Source organism: Candidatus Neomarinimicrobiota bacterium, assembly GCA_012964825.1.
Taxonomy (GTDB): domain Bacteria; phylum Fidelibacterota; class Marinisomatia; order Marinisomatales; family S15-B10; genus UBA2125.
Genome location: DTTI01000026.1, coordinates 17981 through 41022, shown reverse-complemented (window position 1 = coordinate 41022; position 23042 = coordinate 17981). Strand labels below are relative to the sequence as shown.

12 protein-coding genes are annotated in these 23042 nt (G+C 46.2%); 1 reads left to right on the top strand and 11 read right to left on the bottom strand.

The features are described 5' to 3' along the window. From EYO21_01745 to EYO21_01730, 4 genes are all read right to left on the bottom strand, one after another. A partial coding sequence (locus EYO21_01745; GenBank protein ID HIB02533.1) for a VCBS repeat-containing protein occupies positions 1–1577 on the bottom strand: 1577 nt, incomplete at its 3' end. 37 nt (positions 1578–1614) lie between these two features. Next, positions 1615–2115: a hypothetical protein gene (locus EYO21_01740; GenBank protein HIB02532.1), complete on the bottom strand. Its 501-nt coding sequence runs from the start codon at positions 2113–2115 to the stop codon at positions 1615–1617. Between the two features lie 91 nt (positions 2116–2206). Further along, positions 2207–3940 (bottom strand): RagB/SusD family nutrient uptake outer membrane protein, encoded by a 1734-nt coding sequence (locus tag EYO21_01735; protein HIB02531.1) that lies wholly within the window; start codon positions 3938–3940, stop codon positions 2207–2209. Beyond that, positions 3879–7085, bottom strand: coding sequence for a SusC/RagA family TonB-linked outer membrane protein (locus EYO21_01730; protein HIB02530.1), 3207 nt, complete (start codon positions 7083–7085; stop codon positions 3879–3881). Before EYO21_01730 ends, EYO21_01735 begins: the two co-directional genes overlap by 62 nt. A gap of 279 nt (positions 7086–7364) precedes the next feature. On the opposite strand from EYO21_01730, the gene EYO21_01725 reads away from it, so the two are divergent. Next, a complete protein-coding gene (locus EYO21_01725; protein ID HIB02529.1) occupies positions 7365–8375 on the top strand; it encodes an alpha/beta fold hydrolase in 1011 nt (336 codons plus the stop codon). Positions 8376–8393: 18 nt separating this feature from the next. Here EYO21_01725 and EYO21_01720 read toward each other — a convergent pair whose 3' ends face one another. The 7 genes from EYO21_01720 to EYO21_01690 all read right to left on the bottom strand — a co-directional run bounded on the left by EYO21_01720 (position 8394) and on the right by EYO21_01690 (position 22957). Then, entirely contained in the window at positions 8394–9767 is a 1374-nt protein-coding gene (locus tag EYO21_01720; GenBank protein HIB02528.1) for a GWxTD domain-containing protein, read from the bottom strand. 15 nt (positions 9768–9782) lie between these two features. After that, a complete protein-coding gene (locus tag EYO21_01715; GenBank protein HIB02527.1) occupies positions 9783–12086 on the bottom strand; it encodes a PIG-L family deacetylase in 2304 nt (767 codons plus the stop codon). 84 nt (positions 12087–12170) lie between these two features. Next, positions 12171–13262, bottom strand: a complete 1092-nt coding sequence (locus tag EYO21_01710; protein HIB02526.1) for a PorV/PorQ family protein — start codon at positions 13260–13262, stop codon at positions 12171–12173. 53 nt (positions 13263–13315) lie between these two features. Further along, positions 13316–16699, bottom strand: a complete 3384-nt coding sequence (locus EYO21_01705) for a hypothetical protein (protein HIB02525.1) — start codon at positions 16697–16699, stop codon at positions 13316–13318. 66 nt (positions 16700–16765) lie between these two features. Continuing rightward, positions 16766–19858: a TonB-dependent receptor gene (locus EYO21_01700; protein ID HIB02524.1), complete on the bottom strand. Its 3093-nt coding sequence runs from the start codon at positions 19856–19858 to the stop codon at positions 16766–16768. Between the two features lie 232 nt (positions 19859–20090). Continuing rightward, positions 20091–21545, bottom strand: coding sequence for an aldo/keto reductase (locus tag EYO21_01695; GenBank protein ID HIB02523.1), 1455 nt, complete (start codon positions 21543–21545; stop codon positions 20091–20093). 8 nt (positions 21546–21553) lie between these two features. After that, positions 21554–22957: an APC family permease gene (locus EYO21_01690; GenBank protein ID HIB02522.1), complete on the bottom strand. Its 1404-nt coding sequence runs from the start codon at positions 22955–22957 to the stop codon at positions 21554–21556. Positions 22958–23042 lie beyond the last annotated feature (85 nt).

The following is a 23042-nucleotide window of genomic DNA, read 5'->3' as shown; positions in this document are numbered from 1 at the left end:
ACGTCCAGATCACCGTCATTATCAAAATCCGCCAGCGCCATACCGTGTGAAATGTTTTCTGAGGTGAAACCCCACTCTTCTCCAACCTCCTCAAATGTCAAATCACCGCTGTTCCTGAAAATGAAATCCCTTGTTGCTAAGCGCCCATAGGCAAACACCTCGCTCTGGAGTTGACTGTATCTTGTCTGGATCATTGTTTTCAGACCCAGCTGCACATCCGCATCCATGGCATCATAATAGTGCCCTGTCACCACTAAAATATCTTCGTAACCGTCCAGGTCAACATCCAAAAAATGAGGCGACCAGGACCATTCCGAAGCTTGTACATTCCCATACTGTGCAATTTCTGAGTAACTGTTGTCCCCGCGATTTAAAAACAGGGTGTTCCGCATATACTGGGGACGGTTATCTATTTCTCCTACAGAGACTGGCGTCGTCAGCATGGGACCCATCTGGGTTTTCCGGCGTTTATGGCTCCGGCTAAGCATTTCCACCACAAAAAAGTCCATGGTTCCGTTTCGGTCAATATCGGCGAAATCGATTCCCATGGAGGCGGCACTGGTATTCCTGATAGCCAACTTAGGCATCAAGGAAAATTGGCCTTCACCGTTATTAATCCAGATTCGGTCAGGGCTTTCAAAATCATTACAGACATATAAATCAGGATCTCCGTCATTATCAAAATCCTGAAAGCGAGCCGTTAAACCCCAGTCTGTATAATTTTCTTCAATGGGATCACCGTTACCATCCGTAAATCGACCATCGGTGAGTTGTTCCCGAATAAACCGGCCAGTGCCATCGTTAGAAAAGAATAAATCCGCTTCAGCATACTCGAAACGTTCTAATCGACCTCCCCGGACGTTCAGGATAAAATGATTCCTGAACTCAGGTAGTATCTCCCAGCCATCTTCAGTTTGACGGACAGTCATATCGAAGGTTCTTTCATTTGCAGGATAAATATCCCGCACAGAGCGTGTCTTGTCATTGGCCATATACAAATCAAGATCACCGTCCCCGTCCACATCAGCCAGCGCCATGGTGGTGGCACCAGTATTCGTCATGAATCCCACCTCTTTGGTCACTTCATCGAATCGGCCTGACCCATCGTTTAAAAACGCCGCATTCGGGCCTCCCAGTGCCGTCACCAGCAGATCGAGATCACTGTCGCCATCAATGTCCGCAAAAACAGCACCAGTGGAAAACTGATCCGCACAAGCGACACCAGCTCTCTCAGTAATATCTTCAAACGTCCACCCGCCCAGGTTGCGGTAAAGGACGTTGGGACCCTCTGTCCTGCAAAAATAAACATCGGTAAATCCATCACCATCTACATCACCAGTTGCAACACCTGCTCCATTAAGTAAATGCCTGTTTTTTGTAATGTTTTCCTTACTAACGAAATTTTGAAACTCGATTCCTGTTAAATCCCCGGATATTTTTTCCAGACCCGAATGCACCCCTTTTGGTGAAAGCCGTTTCCAGCGGAAACCTTCATCTGAATACCATGAGACACTATTACATTGAAAATGAAAAAAAATAGGGAGAACAAAGAATATCCCTCGTTTAACCTTATTCATTTCTATCTTCCAAGGAAAGGAACACGACTTTTCAGTACTAAAATTTTTGTATGGAAGCTTGCAAGTCAAATTTCAAGTCGTCGGCACACTGCTTGAAATATTTCTTTCGCGAGGGCGTCATGGCCAGTTTTTTCCAATCACTCATTGGGCCAAGCCTAACAAGAACTTCGCCTGAAAATTTTACAGTATTCATAACACGATTAGAACTTTCGTCACGCATTTTCGGTCTCGCCTCTAAAATAAGACGTGTTTGAACATTTGAAATTTCCAGGTCCATTTCATCATCCAGTGGTTTGTGGTCTTTCCATTCAGTCTCAATGTAAAGTCGTGTGCCATAATCTTCATATCTATAAACTATGTAATGATACCTGTTCAGGATTCTTCTAGCACTACTTTGAAAGTTGACGGATGACCCTTCTCCAACAACCGCCATGTGCCTGTTTGGTTTTGTAAGCCCCCCCGAACCGGCGCAGGTGCTTATAACAAGACAAATCAGGGAGATCAATATTATTTTCAGAGGCTCACCATTATTAATCATCTTATTTCCCCATAAAATGAAGAGAGGGGTCCTATGACCCCTCTCCAATTTAAATATAAGATCTGTAAAAGGCTTCTACGCCTATACAGTTTTAACGAGGCACATGAGGCCCATAGTATTCACGAGGAGTTTTCGGATTACCAGGTGCACCGTGGCAGTCAGCTGTTGCGCATCCGCCAAAGGAATAGAGTTCCAATTGAAGAACACCTAACTCTTTGGCCGGAACCGGGTGATCATAAGCTGTATTTTTTGTGAGATCGCCCCAGCCCCGAATATCGTAGAATTCAACACCAGCACCGCTCAAGGCAATTTCCATCATTTTATTGTACTTAAGCATTGCCCAAAGAGTACCATCGGAGACAGGACCATCAATTGGGCCCATAACATCACTGATACTACCTACCGCTGTTCCAACAGAAGAGGGATATCCACCCAAATCCGCATGATATTTATCAATAATAGCTGCGGCAGCATCGCCATTACCAGCATGAAGCTCAGCCTCGGCACGAAGCATGTCCATCTCAGCAAGGGTCATAATAGGAATGGGATCCGTATATCCACCGGATGCAAAACCAGCATAACGATGAAAAGAATACCGTGAGAAATGATAGGTCCCTCGGTTCGCACGGAAGGGTGAACCACCCCGTGTCCCAGCATAAAGACCTTCCTCCTCAGCATCATCCTTGTAACCTGTTTCCTGCTTTTCGGCAAAAGTTACGTTGCCCGCAGCTACGCGTTTATCACTGATATCCATAATGAACTCAGCTCTCAACTGAACATCTGTGGCCAACCAGTCCTTATATCCATCAGAAGCATCAGCGCCACCGATAAATTTGTAATCCATCCGTGCCCAGGAACCACCGCGATCATTGTGGAATTCCTGGCCAGAGTGAACCCAGTTATTATAACCATCACCATGTGGCGCAAAAGTTTCAGTAATACCCTTGGAAACATGGTTCTTCACGGAAGACCAACTAACGGCAGTACGCTCAGCCGGAGTTCTTGCCACCTGGGCAAGATAGCGGGCTATGAAAGAATGAGCCAGTTTGGAAACGTCCTCATTGGTCTGGGTAATGCCGTTCCACCAGCCGTCCATGGTAAATGAGTTGGCATCGGCAAGGGCAGCAGCAGCTTCCAGTTGAGAAATAGCCGCAGCCATAACTTCACTGTAAGGTTTCAATTCCAATACATCCGTGGCCAAGTCCACTGTCTCATCATAAATGAATGCCTGATCATAGAAGCATGCCAACAGACCATGGGCCATCCCCTGGATTAGTTTAGCGAATGTTTCCATTCTTTTATTGTCAGCACCGCCATCTCCAACCTGCATGCCATCAGCCAGGGCATTCAAACCATCATTGGCTGATGAAATTGCCCTGTACATGCGATACCAGTTGTTTTCGACAGCATAGGAGTATGTATAACTTGTTGTGTTCGGAATTGCTACACGGGGCTCCGAGGAGCTAAGTTTCATCATCGCGTTACCCCACGAACAGCTCATAACATCTGATGAAACGAGCAAATGCTCATAACCGCCATAATCATGGGCCGCGAAATAACTGACAGCAGCCCCTCTAACCAATGCTTCCACATCAGAAGGGCTTCCCAAAGCACGTACCTGGTCAGGCTGGTTTAAGTTCTCAGTATCCAGGAAACTCTCATCCTGGCAAGCTGTGAACAACAACATGCTCAGCACCAACGATGCTGTTAGGGCGCTATTAAAATTGTTATTGAATTTCATATTATTCTCCTTTAACTCAGAATTAGAATTCAATTGTAAAAACACCGGTGATGGTCCGGAAGTTCGGATAGCCGAAACCGTCATAACGGGCTATTACAGCCGAGCCAAGATCGAAATCGCCACTACGGCCAACTTCAGGGTCATAACCTGAGTAGTTAGTCCAAGTCAACAGGTTCCGACCAATGACACCCACAGAAACCTTACTAATGGCCCCACCGAGCATATTCTGCAACTGATTCCTGTTTAGCGAATACGTCACAGAAAGCTCCCGGAGCTTGAAGAATGAACCGTCTTCTACAAAGTGGCTATTGGTCGCATCCACATCATAAAGCGTGGCATAATAGAGGCCGGGTTTTTTGTCGCCTTCGCTCTTTCCAGCCTGATCCACAATACCCAACTTCAGCTCACGAAGGCCCCACTGGACTGTATTGTTATAAATGTTTCCTCCAACCTGGCCATCAAGAAGGGCGTACACCTCGAACCCGCCGAAACGGAGCGTGTTGGAAATACCCATATCGAAATCAGGAATGGTTTCACCCAATTTGACGAAAATACCAGTATCATCCGCACTCTTATCAATCTGTTTTATTGGGATGCCCCATTTGTAACCATCATCTGAGGTCGTTCCCCACAGTTCCTTGGATATACCGTCCTGCCAGGTGTTGCCGGAGCCGACCCAGACAACATAACCGTCATCGTTGGTAACAAACTCACCGGCGTTAGATTCATCAGGAAGATCAGCTGTGTTTTCGACCCACTTGGCACCCCACAGGGCTCCCATAGTTTCACCCTCTTTAATATAGAAAGGATTTCTAGTGTAGGGAGCAATGTCCAGCTTTGAAATCACTGACTTTATTTGAGTGTAATATGTCAGACCCATTTCCCAGCTGAATGACGGCGTGTTCACAAGTGACGCACTCACTTCAGCTTCAAAAGACTCATTATCCAAAGTCCCGGCATTCTGCCACTGATTGCTGTATCCGGCATATCCAGGTAGAGGAACATAAAGAATCTGATTCTCAGTGGTTGAATTTACGTACGTGGCTGAGATGCTAAACCTGTCCATAAGGATGGCATCAAAGCCCATTTCTGTCTCAGTCGATAATTCGGGGATAAGGCCTTTGTTACCCAGGTTCCCCTTAGACACAACACCACCAGAGACGCTCCAGGTTTCAAACCTTGCGCTAAAGTTTGGGCGCGATCCGGCTGTCCCCGTTGTAAAACGAAGCTTGAATTCGTTGAACATTGGGAGAGGTACTAATTCTGTAAGCCGCACAGCTGTAGCAATTCTGCTGTAATTGTGCCACCGCTCTTCCCCACCAAAAAGCGAACTTCCTTCTTTCCTGAAAAAGGCATCAACAATTACAGCGTCATTGTAATCAAGCATGACACCGCCCATATTACTGATACCTCGAACATCCTGTTTCCAGGAGCCAATATAAACTTTATCACTGGCAGCAACTCCGAGACTTCGGACACCACCTACAGCAAATTTGCGACCGTCAGCATCAAAGCCATCGGACTCCGTCTGTTCAAACAGGGTGGACCCCGTAACCTTTGCCGTAATGTTACCAAATTCCCGGGTGGCCATGAACTTTAGGTCACCGTTCAATCCCATGTCGGCAGAAGTGGTTTTAATGTAACGGCCGTCTACGGCTGTCCCACCACCACTGATATTTGTAAAGCCGATAGGATAGAAGGAGTCGTAATTCTGGTTTGCCCGATCGTAACTGAGACTACCTGTCACGTGGGCCCAATCCACGGGATTCCAACGAAGACTAAAGCTACTCATAACTCTGCGATTGAAATTGTCTCTATCATTGTATTTCAAAAAGTAGAGAGGATTCTCTTCCACAGACGCAGGGTCAGGCTGGATGTAGACTCTGTCTGTTTCAGGATCGATCATAGTTAGATCAGCATCCGGCGCCATAAACGTAATGGCATAAAACCCGCCAAAAGTACTGCCAACAGCATCTCGCTCTGATTGACTAACCATAGTACTAAAACCGATATCCAGGCTATTTTTGAATTTGTGATCAACATTCACCGTAACACTCTGGCGACCATATCCACCTATATCAGAAAGGATGCCTTCCTTATTCAGGTTGCCAATGGCAACTGAGAAGTTTGTGCTCTCCATATTTCGGCTGACAGTAAGTGTCTGATTAACTTCATTATTCTCCCTGAAGAAACGTCTCATATTGTCAAAGCCGTCTCCAGACAGCGATATCTTTGCGTCGCCGACTTCACCTGTAGCTACATATTTATATGGATTGTCATAGAATTCAATACCCGGAACATTGTTCCAAACGTCCGACTGGCGCCCAGAAGTTGCACGGGGATCTACAACATCACCGTTTCCATCAATGAATTCACCGGAAGAGTTCTGTAGATAGGCATGAGAGCGATTTACATCCAAAGCTTTGGGGAGATCATTCCTACCATATTCGCTACGAAACTTGATCTTGGTCTGGTTCAGGGCCAGTCCACTGCCACGTCTTGTTCTGATCTGGATTACGCCGTTTGCAGCTCGGGCACCGTACATGGAGGCACCGGCCGCTCCTTTAACAACCTCAATACTTTCAATGTTATCACCAGGAATATCTGCCAGGGGAGAACCACTCACAGATGGATCAACAATAACACCATCTACAATATAAAGTGGGTCCTGAGACCGGCCAGAAGCATTAATGCTTGTGGGGCCTCTCAAAAGAACTGAAGGAGAGTCACCAGGTTGGCCACCACCCTGAACAACTTTTACACCGGAAACTTTTCCATAGAGTGCTGAGGCCGGAGAGCTAGCAGGTACACGCTCAAGCATTTCACCACTTATCTGACCCGTTGAGAGGGGAGATTTGGTACGAGGCGTGGCATCCACCAAGCCCGTTACAATCACAGCCTCCATTTCAAGGACATCTTCATCAAGAGAGAAATCTTGGGTTATGGAACCAGCGGAAAGAGTAACACTCGCGGTATTAGCAAAGTAACCAATGAACCGGGCTGTTACCTCTGCCTCCTGACCGGAAGCAGGGACGGTAAAGCTGTAGTTACCATCTATATCCGTTGCACCACCATAGTTAGTATTTTCAACAACTACGTTAGCACCCGGCAGAGGATCGCCAGACTGCGCATCCGTGATATTACCCGAAATGACAGCATCCTGCGCCGACAGACCGGCCACAAGAAAGACTGTTAAAAATAATGATGATACCAATCGAGATTGATTCATAATCGACTCCTTAGTCTTCAAATGTTTGCAATTATACACAAGTTCTCCACAAATCGTAAGACTAGTGAATTTAGGGTTGTTTAATTTGATGGCAATGATTTTTTTATTTTTCTTATAACTTTAGTGTATTCGGAGAGATTTCAGAGAAAATATTTTCCGTTATCTCAATCTCCATGAAGAAATAATCTCTTGATGTTGTGAGCTGCCCTAAAATAGCTTATAATGAATGCGAAGAGTCAATTTGTTTTAAGAAAATGAAAGAAAAATAAAGGAGTTAATATGCGCAAGACAATGTCCATCATTTTCACTGTAAGCCTTTTATTTTTATGTGGCTGTGCCACCACATCAGTAACCACACCAGTCCCCGTTGAACAAAAAGCAAAACCAACGCAAGAAGCAGATGTGGGTGTAAAAATGATTGAGATTGCCGGTGGACACAAGGTGTGGACCAAGAAAGTGGGTGATAACGAGAACATAAAACTGCTTTTACTGCACGGCGGCCCCGGGGCATCCCACGATTATTTCAAATCTCTGGATAAATATTTTCCGCAGGAAAGACTGGAATATTACTACTACGATCAGTTTGGATCTCATAACAGCGATTCGTCAACAAATCCAGTGGACTGGACGATAGAACGTTTTGTAGAGGAAGTGGAGACGGTGCGAAAAAAATTGGGTCTGGACCCATCAAACTTTTTCCTGTTGGGTCACTCATGGGGAGGAATCTTGGCCATGGAGTATGCTCTGAAATACCAAGAAAACCTAAAGGGACTCATCATTTCAAATATGATGGCAAGCATTCCTGATTATAACGATTATGCTGAAAAAGTGTTGGGACCGCAAATGCCCCCTGAGATCCTTTCAGAGATAAAGGAGCTGGAGGCCAATAAAGAGTACGACAATCCCCGCTATATGGAACTCCTCATCCCACACCATTATGAGCACCATGTTCTCCGGATTCCGGTTAATGATTGGCCTGAGGAAGTGAACGAGGCTTTTGCAAACATTAACCAAGACATGTATGTCGCCATGCAGGGTCCCAGTGAATTTGGTGCTTCAGGTTTACTGGAATTTTGGGATGTTAAAGATCGTCTGGCTGAGATTAAAACGCCAACATTGGTAATTGGTGCAACCCATGATACGATGGACCCAGACCATATGGAATGGATGTCAAAAGAATTGCCAAATGGTTCATTCCTGCTTTGCACAAATGGTAGCCATTTGGCAATGTGGGATGACCCGGATTCCTATGCCAAGGGAATTATCTCCTTCCTAAAGGACAATGAATAAGCAACCTAAAGACTGTTGTTATCTTAAATAGCCCCGCCATTGCTCATTGCGGAGCTCATCCCTTTTGGTAGAGTGAACTAATTCATAGTCCCCAAAGCCAAAACGGTTTATATAAATAAATTCCACCCCACTCTCAATTGAATGATAACGCCAAATTTCATATGGCTTACTTTCCCCAGCGCTGGGATACCTATCAATTTCGTCTGGTGGACCATACAAAATATAGATGCGACCCCGATCTGAACGCCATCCTTTCTTCCCCATTGATTGGTATCGCTCGTTAGTTTTCTCCACCCGTTCCAAATAATCCGCACGCCTGATTGGTCCGTGCCTGCTCTCTCCATTTTCCACATTAACCCAAAATTCTGCTAGAAACTTACGCTTTTCATCTTCAGAGATGATTTCTGCAAAGGCTTCAATTTCTCCTTCGGTTGCGAGATATCTTGCTTGCTGAAATTCTTCAGTAAGCCGCTCCTCGGACAGCCCAGCCAACTCCATCTCCTGGAAAACAGGGTCAGTTAAAGATGGCACCTGTAAATGTGGATTATATACATAGAACGTTTTCTCTGCCTTGGCTATTTCCTGTGAACTATCATCTAAAACCAAAACATGAAACTGATATCGCCCAGAGAAAATCGATGTCACGTTTGTTGTACCGACTTCTATAGCATCTCTGGCACCAAAATTACGTCTCTTTGATGCCTCGCGTATCACTTCTCCATCAGGATCTATGATAAGTTGCTTAACCGTGTACGTTTTTACCGGGTCCAAATTGTACAGTTCCACATAGTGAAAAACCACCGGGCGGGCTGTAACTCCAAAAACCAGCGTAGGATTTGGGACAACTTCTAATGAGTTTTTAAAGAAAGGATCGTCTCTCTTTTGAGATGATTTAATGGTGCTGCAAAGTTCCAAATCGCTACACCACGCCCCAGCCGGATAAGGATTCGCACTGATATTGAAACTAACACTGTCCCGGCGCGATGGAGCAAGTGAGTCATTAGCAACTACTTCCAGGGTATAATCGCCAAATGGGACAGCATACCCAGCCTGGGTAACAAACGAAAAGCGAGATGTTGCCTCTGTACTATCCGCTGCATCGACTTGTAACGATGATCGTTCATCAAATAGATAGGTGTTCGTCTCATTGTTTTTCAAGCGCATCCGAAGTTGCACACCGGTACTATATTTTTCTCCCAACCAGCGGTAAGTAAGGAGGTATGGATAAAACGCATAGTAGATTTCCAGGTAAGCATTCTCATTATCGTACCGGAATTTTGCGTAGTCCAGGTTCAATCTGAAGGATTTGGGCGGGGTGATGTCCTGAGCCAGAATTTCACCAATGGAGAACCCAGCAAAAACAAACGAAAAAATAAGTTTCTTAACAGTCAATCGTTGTCCTTTCCGCTAATTTGAAATGAGGTTTGCCAGCAGTCGATACGCCCCAGGATGAATGTTCATCCACTGATGGCCAAGAGCTAAATCAACATAAGTCTGTTTACCCTTACCATCTGCTGACACAACAATAAGTGCTTCTCCCGAATCAGCTACCCGCACCGGAAGCTCAGCGCTCTTCAGGGCGCTGCCAGAAACAATATTGTAACCCCTTGAGTAAAGCCATCCATTCCAATCTTGTGAAGCAATCAGATTGGGTTGTTTTAGAAGTGTGTGCGTTGAGCTCAATTTAAGTTCAATCTTCTCGTCGTATTGTACTGTTGGAGTCAAGTTCATCCCAGACCAAAGTGGTGCATCATTCCAAGTAACAGCATCTTGCGCAAAAACAATTAAATGACCTCCCTTTTTCACAAAATTAACCATATCTTTCTTCAAATCCTTTATTTTGGGCTTCAAAGATAGTGCTCGCCTGTCAACTAAGAGAACATCGAGTAAAGCAGTTTGCCTTGAAAATGATTTGTCCAAGCGAATAGAGGAAAAATTGATGTTCAATCGCCGAAGCGCATTAGCTAACGGGCTGTTCTGTAATCCTGTGATGAATCCAATTCTCTTGGACGTATCAACCTTTGCATCGAATTTTCTTGCAGCAAAATTCCCCACCTGAGTATAACCAATCTTTAGTGGGATTAGATATGTTCCAACGTCAGGCCTGCCGGTCCAGAAAATGCGAAGTGTGTCAAGATGTGAGTCATTTTTATTGCTTAATCTAAATCTGCTCTCATTTGAATAAGCAAGTGGACCGTCGGCTTTGATCACATCTGCCACCCCATCTCTAGAAATGTTCGTTAAACGAAAAACAACGATCTCACCAGGTGTCATCCTAACGATGGGTGATAAAATCTCGATCGCCACCTTCGGGGAAAAAGTAAACTCTACAGTACTGCTGTATATAAAACTTTCTTCTTTTGTCAGTCCTTGATGAAGTATGAAAAATTTAAAAGGTTCCCCCACGGTCGAAGAGTTGAACTCATAGCGTCCAGGCGGGTAGGTATAGTCAATGCCTTCAGGGGTAACTAACGGATATTTTTTTTCCAATTCCAAAGGAATCCTTGATGCCACATCTTCATTAATAATCCACCCTTTATCAGCACTAGGGAAATATATATGTGTCTCCCCATCATCAGCCACGCCTTTCAAACTGTTTATTGTGAGAAAGGTCAACTGCCGGTCTGTAAGCATTCTATCGCTGATGGAATACTCCACCTCCACTCCCAGCAGGGCACATCGAAGTCTTTCAAGCCCCTTTTTCCAACGCAACAAAGTTTCTTGTTCACGGACCTTCAAATCATAAGTACGCGTAAGATAAAAACTGACTGAGTCCAAGACGGCTACCAGTGATTTTAATACGTCACCACGGTCTCCTTGGGCTGTTGCTTCCGTCAGTTTTCGTATTGCGTGACCTGTCCGGCTAAGACGTTTTGAAGGGGACGTTGATAACCCCTCATCAAGTTTCTTAATTTGTTGGGGTGAAGTTGTATATGCAAGGTGGTATGATGGTTCGTAGCCTCTCAGCCAGGTATTTCGCTGAATGGCCAAAGATCTGTATTTGGCTGCAGCTTCTTTCCCAACTTTACGATATGTTTTTTTCCAAAACTTGTGACGCTCATCAGCTGGAATTAAGACCCCATTTTCTTTACCACTATCTACAAAAAGGTGCTCTACAAATGGACTTTTCTTTGCTGTCGTGATCAAATCGGCATACAGTATCTCCCACTGATGGTTTTTTCTGTCACCTGCCCAATCGCGAGCTAAGAGCACTACGTCGGGCCTAAATTGAGAAAAAAGCTCCACAAGACCCGCCTGGAGTTGATCGGCAGGCCATAATTCCCTAACTCTTGTTGAATCCCTGGCTGACGCAATATGAGGCATATTAAGAAAATGTACTTGACCTCCCAGATATGCCAACACATCTGCTGCTTCTTCTCTTCGAGTCTTAGCAAGATAGGGGGGGTATTCACCCCGGATATCGCTTTCTCCCCCCTCCCCATTTGTGATATAGGCACCCATAATTTTTGCTCCTAGTCCAAGACGGAAATATGCTAAACCAGAAAGATCTTCCTGGCCAGGTTGCATCGAAATGGATAGAACTTTGAGATTTCTGCGCAGGTCAATGGAGCTCTGGTAAATCGCATTTCGACCTGTTTCCGGAAAGTAGGACTTACTAGCCACATCTTTCTGACAAGAAAGAAAAAATAGTAAGATAATGAGAAGAGAAAAATATATAGATTTTCGAGCACTCATTAAACATTTAAACATAAGCGTATGTTTGCCTAGGTCACAAAAGAAAAGCTGCCTCTAAAGAGACAGCTTTTCACTCATAAATAACCTCTAGTTGGAGACTTAGAATCCGAGTCTTAAGGAAATAACCGAGTTATTATCAAAGTACTCGACCGATCTCCAGGCATAATCCAGCATAAAATTGATCCCAACCAACTCGTAGTATAAACCAAACCCAACAGTAGGACCAAAAATATGCTCATCCAGCGCACCTTTTGTGGCAAACTCCATGCCACCACGACCAAACAAAGATGCCTTCTGAACGTTCATGCTAATTTCACTGCCTACGCGGAAGGAATTGAGAGCCAAGTTATTGTTTACAAAAGCACCGCTAGTGGTCAAGCCCATACCCTCACCTAGTGACATGTCGTATGTTACGCCAATTTCGACCACGGATGGTAACTGAAAGGATGCCGGTTCAAGACTGTAGTACTGTTCCGCGCGTCGTCCTTCGGAGGAAGTGGCTCTGCGCAATAGACCAGTACCTTTAAAGGCAACCTCGGGACCGAAGTTTTTCATGGCAACACCCATGTCAAGACCAGAAATCCCACCGATGGAATGATATTGCACGCCAAGATCCACGGCAACTGCCGAGCCTTGTACCCTACCCATTTTCTCTGAGACTACTTTAATGGTGGCACCAGCATTCGCCCGGTCGCTGAACGCTATAGCATAGCTCAGTCCCGCAGTAATAAAGGCAGGTGAGAATGTTCTACCTCCATCACCTTCAGGATCGTCATGTGAAGTCATGGAGATATCACCGAAATCCAAAGATCTGATGCTGACAGCCACTACGCCCAAGCGGCCAAAGGAGGCCCCTATAGCACCGTAGTTTAGATTGATGTCAGCAAGGTAGGACAAAGAGGAAAAGATTGCCTCGGCAGAACTGCCAAGACGAGCAAGACCGGCGGGATTCCAGTGAATGGCTTCAACACCTTGAGTGACTGCGATGCTCGCACCTCCCAAGGCCATGTCCCGCGCCCCAACAGGGATCAAAAGCTCTGTTGCAGCTGAACTACCGATCCTTCTGTTACTAATATCCTGATCCTCGTCCATGGTTCTACCAACCTCGGTCACCTGCGCATCAAGGCTACTGACCATAACCAACGCTACCAAGAGGAAGACCGCTGGAAGGAATCTAAATCTATTTTTCATCGTGCTCTCCTTTTCAATTCTCTAGATAAATCTTAAGACGCTTCAGCATGGTATTAATAAATATCAAGCATCTCTTTCTCCTGAATGATTGCTATTTTCAGTATCTTGGCAACCTCTCCACCAGAAGGCATTACCATTTCAACATGTGCAAGGTACATACCGCTGGCCACAGGAATGTTCTGGAAATTCAGTAGAGGCCACTGCAGGAACTGAGATTCATCGTCCTTGTCCAGTTTCGCCACTAACTGACCGCCCAGATTAAAAATTCTAATGGTCGCTTTGGGCGGCAGATTATTAAAAGTAACAAATCTAGCCATACGAGTAACCTCTGCAGGGTTAAAAGCATAGTACGGGTTCGGAAATACATTTACCCGCTCTGCGCTGATTTTTTCCTCTCCTCCACCTGTTGTTGGAGCTGGAGAGGCGAAGCTGTAAATATCACTGGTTGTGATAACAAGATTGGGTATAAGCGTTAATATGCCATCGTCCGAGAAAAACGGACGACCTCCACGATCTTTTAACCAGAGAGCCCACAGGACTGGCCCACCATCTATATCGACCTGAGCCATGAAATCCTCGGCATCCGTGTCAGCATCCCATGAAGCACCCTCATCATAATCTGAATCGAGAATCCAGATATAGTTCCAGTTGTGATCAATGGGGGGATCTGCATCGGCGTCGGAATAGTGCATATTCCAGAGACCATTACCGTCTCTATCGCGGACGACAGTGTTGAGTTGCCGACCATTGACATCATAGGCTGAGAAGGGAACATCAATAATACCATTAAAATTCCCGGCGCCCCATGTTGTATATGTAGCAGCTTTTGAAGCATTTGGGTGAGATGTATCCACAGTGTAGTCCTCACCAGGCCCCACCGTCCCCTCAAGGATATTCGCCAATCGAAACTCTACCTGCACGAAATTTGCCGGTGGAACATTAGAGCCAGTGAACATGGGGCCCAGATAGGCACCTCCGTATAACAGTTCACCACCTCCGGCTCCCGAAATCCAGCGAACTCCCGTTCCCGATCCACCGGTGTAATCCCAATCTTTTCCTTGAAGAGCTGGGCCGGATACCTGCACGAAAACACCATCAGCAAGGGCATAATCACTGTCACCGGTAAAGTTCTTTTGATCAGACAAGACAACCTCGTTGTCTGTCGTATTTGTGATCTTATATACGTTCGCAACGCCACCCCCTGAAGAGTCTGTAAAAGTAATCTCGTATGTAGAGCCCGTACTCGCTCCGGGATCAACAACTGTGGGAATAATAACACCGTCGCTCGAACCCGCAGCCTGTACTACATCGAGGATATCGCCATATGAGGTATTAAAGACTGTTCCAAACGGCTTCTGTGGGACAACAGTAATGATCTCCGGAGACGACTCCAGAGATGCCGGGATATATCCCGCTTCCGATGCTGCCGAGTATGCCGTTACAGCTATATAATACTCCTGGCCGTTGTTCAGTTTATCTACGTCTTTAACATGATCTCGATCAAAGACAAAGAACCGCTTTACACCGGCGTTGGACCCAAATTGAACAGGCTTAAGCAGAATCAGTCCAGACGTAGCGTCGAATCCCTCATCAAGAATGACGGTGGGATCGGTTGCAAGATCATAGGTCACAATACGTTTCGCATCGCCAATAGTGGAATTCCCTCTGGGCATCTGGTATACATTGTATCCCTCGAAAGCATAGCCGCCAGGTTCACTAACCTTGTTTTCTACATCATTGACTCTCGTCAGGTTACTGCTCCATTCTATGATTATTTCTTCATCCAACTCTGTAACCTGCACATCTGGCCTGGCCGGCGCTTTTGTAACTTGGAAGAGCGCGTCATAAGTCAACTGAGTGAAACGGTCGTTGAACTTCATAACTGAAATGCTGGAATACCTGTCCGCTCCCTGTCCAGCAACAAAACCTATAGTAACTTCCGTAGTATCCCCGGGATTTAAAGAGAACGGTCCACTGACCAAAAACATTCGTCGGTCACCCATAGGAAACGACCAGTCATTTCCCAAACCATCCACCATGCCGGTTTGTGTAACCGGGTCACCGGCATAGGGAAATGAACTCTTTGGTGTCCCTTCAGGGAAGGGATAATATTGGTCGGGTCCATCTATTGGAGCAAAACCCCGTAACATTTTGTGCCATCGCAGTCCTCCCGTATAATCACTGGGCGGATCAGAGATGGGGCTACCAGCGGAAAACCATGAAAAACCAGTCATGGGTAAATTCTTATGATCTTGTTTATACTTGAGATCAAAGACTGCTACATCTCCCGGTGAAGGAACCATCGGGCCTGCCAGAAAATCGTACCCTGCTGCTGGCACAACCTGACCATGCCTGGCATATTCAAAATCACTGGGATTACCATTATATACATAGCCGACACCCAGCGTGGTGTCGCATCCCAGAAGGTCATCCGAATATGCACCTAAATCCGGATCCGACCACTGGCCAACATACATACTATCAATATAAAAACTACCTAGGGTGGTACCATCCCCACCAACGTCAATGCCTCCCTTATTAATAATCTTTACCCTTTTGAAATAGCTGTTTCCCAGCGCGTCAGAACGTTTATAGCCCCATACAGTACGTTGAATTTCAAGACCCATCGGTTCAGAACCTTCCATGGCAAGTGTCCGGGTCCTGTCAAGGTCATTATAAACATTCCAGAGTACCTGATCTGCCGGCGAGTTTGGATCTCCACCAGCAACTCCAGGTTCATCGTAACCCTGGCTGATAAGACTGTCCGCGTTGAAGGTTGCACTGAATGGGGGCGGTGCAGTGTAAACCCCGTCTCCATTTCTATCGATATATGGCGCTCCGTAACCAATGGGCCACTCATTCCAATCCAGCACGTAGCGATCATAAACGAGTTGCACTTCTGCGTCAGTGGCCGAACCTAAACTCTTTTCATAAGTTTCAGCTGCGTCGAGATTCAATTCCCCTTCGGACATGGTGTAATAGTCGCGGCGAATCCTGTAAACTCGAACATCAGCATCACCTGGGTCTTGCCGAGCAGCCGTTGCACCGGAACCGATAATCCGCCCCGCGTTGGTCCCATTACCATAATCACTTCCACCAATTCGGATAGTCTGTCCATAAGGAGCCGGTTCAGTATGAGCAGCGTCCAGATAAGCCTTGCCACCCCATTTCATACCATCCTTGTAAATAGCCCATACCATGCCGCGCGGGAAGTATGTACCGTTGTCACCGTTAGGAGAATGGTTCGCTTCGCCATTATTCTCAAGCCAGAACCAGAGATTGTTGATATTAAGCAGGCTCCATTGCGGGTTGCCCCTTCCTCCACCGAACAGTGCGTTATCCCGCACTGAAATATCCTTTGGTGCCTCTTTAGCAAAAGTAATAGGTACTACAAAAGCTGTGAGCACCGCGAAGGATAAAAATGTGATTTTCCTCATAGTCAGCGACTCCTTTTTTTGAACCTCAGTTCAAATCATTCAATCGGTCATTAAAATAACAAAGTATTAGAATTCCACCCTTGCGCCGAAGCGAATCTGACGGGGCATTCCGTAAAAATCTTTCCCCGAAGCCATCTGCCAGGCCCAGCGGTTATCCAGATTGATGGCACGGTAAAAATCCTCGTATTGAGGAATCTTTTTAAACGACACGGCATGTGCACTTCTTAACCAACCGTCATCTTCCGGCGTTCCAGTGGTAGGATGGACATTGATAACGTTCTTGCGGTCAAGAAGATTCAAAACATGCATATATACATCTACTGAGATTCCACCAAGATAAAATACCTTATCCACATTAAGGTCAATATTGAAATTCCAGGGTGTCATAGAATGATTAAGTGGCTCAGCCGGTCGCCGGCCACGCGGGTCACGTGTAGCTCGCACACCAATATCCCAGGGATCTGCCTGACCCAATTCTTGCGGTTCTACAATCTTCGTATATGCATGGCCGCTGTTGAAAGTCATTAGCAAATTCACACCAGCACCTTGTAACATTCCACCCTCACCCTGGGCAAAGCGGTAGTCTAACATGGCGCTCCCGCGATGAGGCTGGTGATAATCGAGCGGGAACATGAGAACCGGGTACCGTGTAACCACGTCACTCACTACAACATCCCCTGATCTAGAACTAGCACCTGTTCCTCGCGTATCTGACAGGGTGTAATTAAGCTTCGCTGCCACACGCTTGGTGCGTCTAAGCTCCAGAGTAAACTCCACACCTTTATTGGTGCTAAAGTCCTCATTTACATTCCCAGCAAAAAGTGTGGCACCTGCTGCAATTTCTTCTGGATGCAGGCCTGAGGCACGGATTTCATCAATTCGAAGTTGATTGTTATAGTTTTTGTAGAATCCAGTCGTTGTGAGAGCAAAATTCTCACTGACTAAAATGCGGAGGCCCAACTCATATTGGGTGATCTCCTCTGGCTTGGCTGTCCATCCGGCGCCACCACCCCACCAACCATAGGGTGATCGGGTCATCGGGCTCACTGTATTACTTAACTGAGTGTAACCCGTATAAACCTGGTTCAAAGATGGCATCTGCATATATTTACCGTACTGAGCATAAAACACAGTCCGGTCCGTCACCGGGAATGAAAAGTTGAAACGGGGCAGAATATAAGTATAGGGCTCTGTTCTTTCTACACCAGATGGATCAAGCCAGTCCCTTTGAGTGTCCATCACAGGTTTCTCTGGATCTGCGGGCTTCAAAGATTGATTATCAATATATTCAAACCGTAGTCCAAAGTTCATAACAAGGTCTGGGTACTCAATTTTGTTCTGCAAGTAACCTGAGGCAAACTGGGGTGTGTTTGGACCATAAGGAAACTCATCTGTCTCTTCACCGTCAATATCATATCCATAATACGTAGCACCACTTGCCTTTGAGAGTTCCACCTGCCGCTGATATTCCCAATCACTCCCGTATATAGACTCCCATTGATATGGGTCGTCACCGGTAACACCATACTCAGTTTGTAACCACTGCCTGATATTCCCGCTAGAGAATCTACGCATTTCCCAAGCCTCATATCGGCCACCGACTTTTACCTCCCACCTCGGCCTCAACTGGCTAGTAAAATCGAAAGAGGCACCCAAGTCAGTTTGATTGTTCTTTGAATAACCATTGTTCGGATAACCGGGTGGTTCCATTTCAAAATTATTGATAGTACTGATCCATCCGGGACCAAGATATCTACTGCGCCATCCTGTAGCCCCGAATTTTTCAAAGTTTGCAACACTATCGGCATAAGACTTCCAGTCATCGCCAAAATCCTTGTCGTAGTTCTTGTAATCCCGACTAGTGTAGAAGAGGCCCAGTTCATAAAACGTTTTCTCATTCAAAATATGGGTGGCCCGGAAGCCCATCATAGTATGGTCTCTTGATACCATGGATGTTCTATCACTATTGAAGTACGAATTCTGTAAGTTCGTATAAAAAGTGGATCCCGATGCCGGATTTTCTGAGCCATCAACGGTTCCTGTAAAACGTAATTTGATATTGTTCGTCAGGTCATACGTCAAGGTTCCTTGAAACATATTGGATTTTCTCCAAGAATCAGGAAGATCGTTAAGTAGATAGGCAATGTGAGAATTACCAGGAAGCGCTTCACCAGCCTCTCTCCCTTCATATCCGTCATCACGCAACCAGCCTAAGGAATCAAGAGTTCCAAGTGCCTGGCCGGTAACTGGATCAATGAAATCTCTAGTATCGAAAGGCACTACGTAACTCGGGCTTCGGTTGTCCATATTATTAAACTGTCCAGCCACAAAGAACCTGAGCTTAGGCGTTGCTACAGGACCACTCAAGGTGAACACGCCATTTGAGTAACCATAGGAGGACGTTCCGAGAAATTGTTCACCTGGGTCCGCAAACCCATCCGTACGAAAGTCAACTGACCCTCTTATTTGTCGGCCACCGCTACGTAGTGTTGAACGTACAATTCCTGAGTTCCCACCTCCAAATTCTGCAGTATAACCACCAGCCTGCATCTGAACTTCTTCTAACGCTTCTTGGATAACTGTAACATTTTCACTGTTGTACATAGGGTTCATTGCTGAAACACCATCAATGAAATAGGCTACCTCACCGGTTCGTCCACCACGGATGTGCAATTCGCCATCTTGCAGTACAGTACCTGCCTCCAAGGCAATAAGATTTTGCAGTCCGCGAACGGGCATGTTCTTAATATCTTCTTGAGTCGTTATTCGGACTGTGTTAGTGGTATTTCGCTGGATAAGAGGACGTTCAGCAACAATTTGGAGTGCATCCACCTCAATTGCTGAGGGCGAGAGCTGGAAATCCTGCGACGTAGTCAGGTTCTCACTGACGCGTATGTTTGAAAGTACAACCTCCCGATAACCAATGTAGCCAACTCGCACCGCGTACGTACCAGTAGGAATTGCCAGTACGACATACACACCGTTCAAATCGGTCGATGCACCAAGAGACGTGCCCTCAATGGACACGTTCGCACCTACGAGTGCCTCGCCAGTTTCCTGGTCAGTAACGACACCTCGTATCTTGCCTCTTCCCCCTTGTGCTAAGATCAATAGTGGGGTTAATACAATAATAAAGCCAAGTCTCATACTTTTCCTCATGACTCTACCTCTTTTTTTAATTTGTGGTAAATGATGATCCTCTGGAGATGAAATACTCAAGCTTATTCAACTTTTGATGTCAAGCAAACAAGAAACAGCCGTTAATACAAACTGACTCCATCTCACAGCAGAGCAATCTGATGCCAAGCCTAGTGTAAAAGCAAGAAGTATTTCTTACTTAAAACACTTACACAAAATTGATGTCATAAACTCCTTTTGGAGTGGTAGACAGTTAATCTGACCGGATATGAGCTTCGGCCTCCATCTCCACAAGATACTTTTCTCCTACAAGTGAAGCCTGAACTAAGGTATTAGCAGGAAGGATTTCCCTGAACCGTTCGCCGTGGGCACGAGCCACTGCCTCCCACTGCTCTATATTGGAGATAAACACCCGGGTCCTCACCACATTAGCCAAGGTTCCCCCTAAAGATTGGATGGCCCCTCCAATCTTATCTATAATGAAATGTGTCTGAGAGGCGGGGTCCTTGCCACCGATGAGACGCTCGCCGTGAGCCGCCGTGGTTCCAGATACCCATATTCTGTCACCTTTCCGCACAGCCCTGCTGTAGCCTGCCATGGACTCCCAGGCTGTACCGGACAAGGCTAGGGTTCTACCATCCCCTCCTGACCTCGTTTCGTAAGGCGGAGGGATTGCCTCAACGTGATGTGAAAGGTCTCCCGAAGCTGTAAGGAAAGGAGGTTTACGGTACTCATCCCCACAATTACCGGGAATGGGTGTCAAAAGACTGGTTGCCTCCTCTAGGACTGCTCGACTTTCATCATCCAGCGAAAATTGAAAAACTCGGAGATTCTCCTGAATGTGTTCACTTTCCCCAAGACGTGCTCCAACAATAATGCCTCCGACTTCAGGCTGATCAAGTACGAAACGGCAAGCCACATTGGCGATGGAAACATTACTTTTAATCGCCACATTTTTGACAACCTGAAGCAGTTGCTGAAACTTGTCCCAACCGCCAGCTGCATCAATAAATCGTTTATATTTCATTTGAGACCAAGTTTTGAGATCTCTCATCTTAGGTTCTGGCTTATCCAACCAACGCTCACTCAGAAAGCCCCCAGCCAGGGTTCCGTACGCCAGCAATCGGACGCTTTGCTCCTGACAAAGTTCAGTCATATCCAAGACGGGCCGCTGATCAATTAAAGAATAAGAAACCTGGTTGGACACCACCTGGATTCCCGAATGAAGAACCATACCCAAATGAGCGCCATCAAAATTGGTTAGGCCGAGATGACTGATAAGACCCTCTTGTTTCAAATCGTTCAGAAAGAACAAGGCTTCAAGCCAGGCCGGATCTGCATAATTCCAAGCGTGAAATTGAAAGAGGTCTATGGTTTCACGTTTTGTCCGAATCAGGGCTTTTCCCACTGCATTACGAACATCTTGCTCTTTTAAAGGCCCCGGTTCAGGTACCCATTTTGTTAGCAACTGGATTCCTTCCGTGTCATGGGCAAAAGTACCGGCAATTTCTTCCGCCGATCCGTAGTGATCGGCCATATCAAAAGTGGACAAGCCAGCGTCCAGATAGGGTTTCATGGCTTCGATAGTTTTGCGGAGATCCAAGATAGCACCGTCTCTTTCCATGTCGGCTACCTGCCACATGCCTGTGATAATGCGCGAAATGGAGAAACCGGACGCCAGTTCACATTGTTCAACCTGTCCAGACATTCAACCTCCTACTCCGGGGGAAGAGTTGAGAAGAGTTCTTTCACATCCACACCCTTGCGACCAAGAGAGGAAAGCTCACGAAAATAAATAAGGGAAGCAACAGCCAATACGATGATCCAGATATAAGTGGAATGAAAATACCACGCTTCCACTTGCGATGACAGGTCCTTCCAAATATGAACCACCAGAAAAAGAAACAATGTCAACACGCCTGCGAAAGCTAGAGGGATTTGAACATGTCTTGAAGGGAAAACCTTTACCTCCCCTGCCAAAGTTTTATTCCGGTGTGGCAGGGTAAAAACAGTAAAACACATCAATAGAAAATTAACCAGCATGGATGTGACAAGTATATCAACACCAATGAAAAAATCACCAGCAAGATGACTGCCAAGGATGCCCATTGTGGCCATAGCACCACTGAGGAAAATAGCAAGGTGGGGTGTGTGCCAGCGATGGTGCACAGTTGCCACAGCTTTGGGAAATACCCCATCTTCAGCCCAGGCAAACATGAGCCTTGATACCGCCAACAGCATGGCGGGAAGATCATTAATAAGAGCAATGGCCGCCCCAGCCACGATTGCAACCGTCCAGCCCGGTGACAAAAGAATTCCTAATAGCCCTGGGGCTGTCAGGTCACGTTGCTGGGCATTTTGAGCAATATAAGTCCACGGAACCGCGTGATACACGGCGGCGGTGAACAACATATAAAATGACCCCACTATAAGGACCGCTATCCCCGTAGCCAGTGGAATATTGCGACCAGGATCCTTCGCTTCTCCCCCGGCCTGTGCAATGGAATCGAACCCGATGAAAGTGGAGAACAGCACTGCAGCTGCAGGTAACAGAACGTTCATTCTAAGTGGCTGCGTCTCGGTTTCCGCTCTTAAAGGAGCAGATGTGGCTGCAGCAAAATCACTGTGATTAAATGAGAATCCCGCCACGATAACAATACTGCCCAGAGCAAACATGAGAAACATGAGAGGGATGAGTGTTCGCTCATATAGCTGAACACCCCGTAGGTTAATAAAGACGAAAACCCAAAGAAAGAGCAGTGACAGTGTCACTCGAACCACACCCTTGTCAAGAGTTTGAGCAACCCCGTCCAAGCCCAGGGCTTCTACAATGTCCCGTATAAACGGTATCATAACATAAGAAACCACCCCGATAGCTATGGAGAGACCGAACCATTGAGAAAAACTTGCTATAAATCCAAGATAAGGATTCAACCCTCGACTAGCATAGATGTAACTGCCTCCTGCCCGGGGCATAGCCGAACCGAGAATGGCATAAGCCATGGCGGCAAGTATAGCAGGAACAGCTGCCAGTAGATAAGCATGGATAACGTAGGGACCAATCCCCGGCACATTCCGCTGGATCATGATAGGAACTATATTAATGGCAGCACCCATCATGGAGCAAATTCCTGTGGCTGTGAGGCCTATTAGACCTATTTCACGAGTAAGACCTGTCCCTTGGTTGATCAATTTGATTATGCCA

Excerpts from the sequence above, each read along its gene's own strand:
- EYO21_01740 (HIB02532.1), bottom strand. The coding sequence starts at position 2,115 with ATGATTAATAATGGTGAGCCTCTGAAAATAATATTGATCTCCCTGATT.
- EYO21_01735 (HIB02531.1), bottom strand. The coding sequence starts at position 3,940 with ATGACGGTTTCGGCTATCCGAACTTCCGGACCATCACCGGTGTTTTTA.
- EYO21_01730 (HIB02530.1), bottom strand. The coding sequence starts at position 7,085 with ATGAATCAATCTCGATTGGTATCATCATTATTTTTAACAGTCTTTCTT.
- EYO21_01725 (HIB02529.1), top strand. The coding sequence starts at position 7,365 with ATGCGCAAGACAATGTCCATCATTTTCACTGTAAGCCTTTTATTTTTA.
- EYO21_01715 (HIB02527.1), bottom strand. The coding sequence starts at position 12,086 with ATGTTTAAATGTTTAATGAGTGCTCGAAAATCTATATATTTTTCTCTT.
- EYO21_01710 (HIB02526.1), bottom strand. The coding sequence starts at position 13,262 with ATGAAAAATAGATTTAGATTCCTTCCAGCGGTCTTCCTCTTGGTAGCG.
- EYO21_01705 (HIB02525.1), bottom strand. The coding sequence starts at position 16,699 with ATGAGGAAAATCACATTTTTATCCTTCGCGGTGCTCACAGCTTTTGTA.
- EYO21_01700 (HIB02524.1), bottom strand. The coding sequence starts at position 19,858 with ATGAGGAAAAGTATGAGACTTGGCTTTATTATTGTATTAACCCCACTA.
- EYO21_01695 (HIB02523.1), bottom strand. The coding sequence starts at position 21,545 with ATGTCTGGACAGGTTGAACAATGTGAACTGGCGTCCGGTTTCTCCATT.
- EYO21_01690 (HIB02522.1), bottom strand. The coding sequence starts at position 22,957 with ATGATGGGTGCTGCCATTAATATAGTTCCTATCATGATCCAGCGGAAT.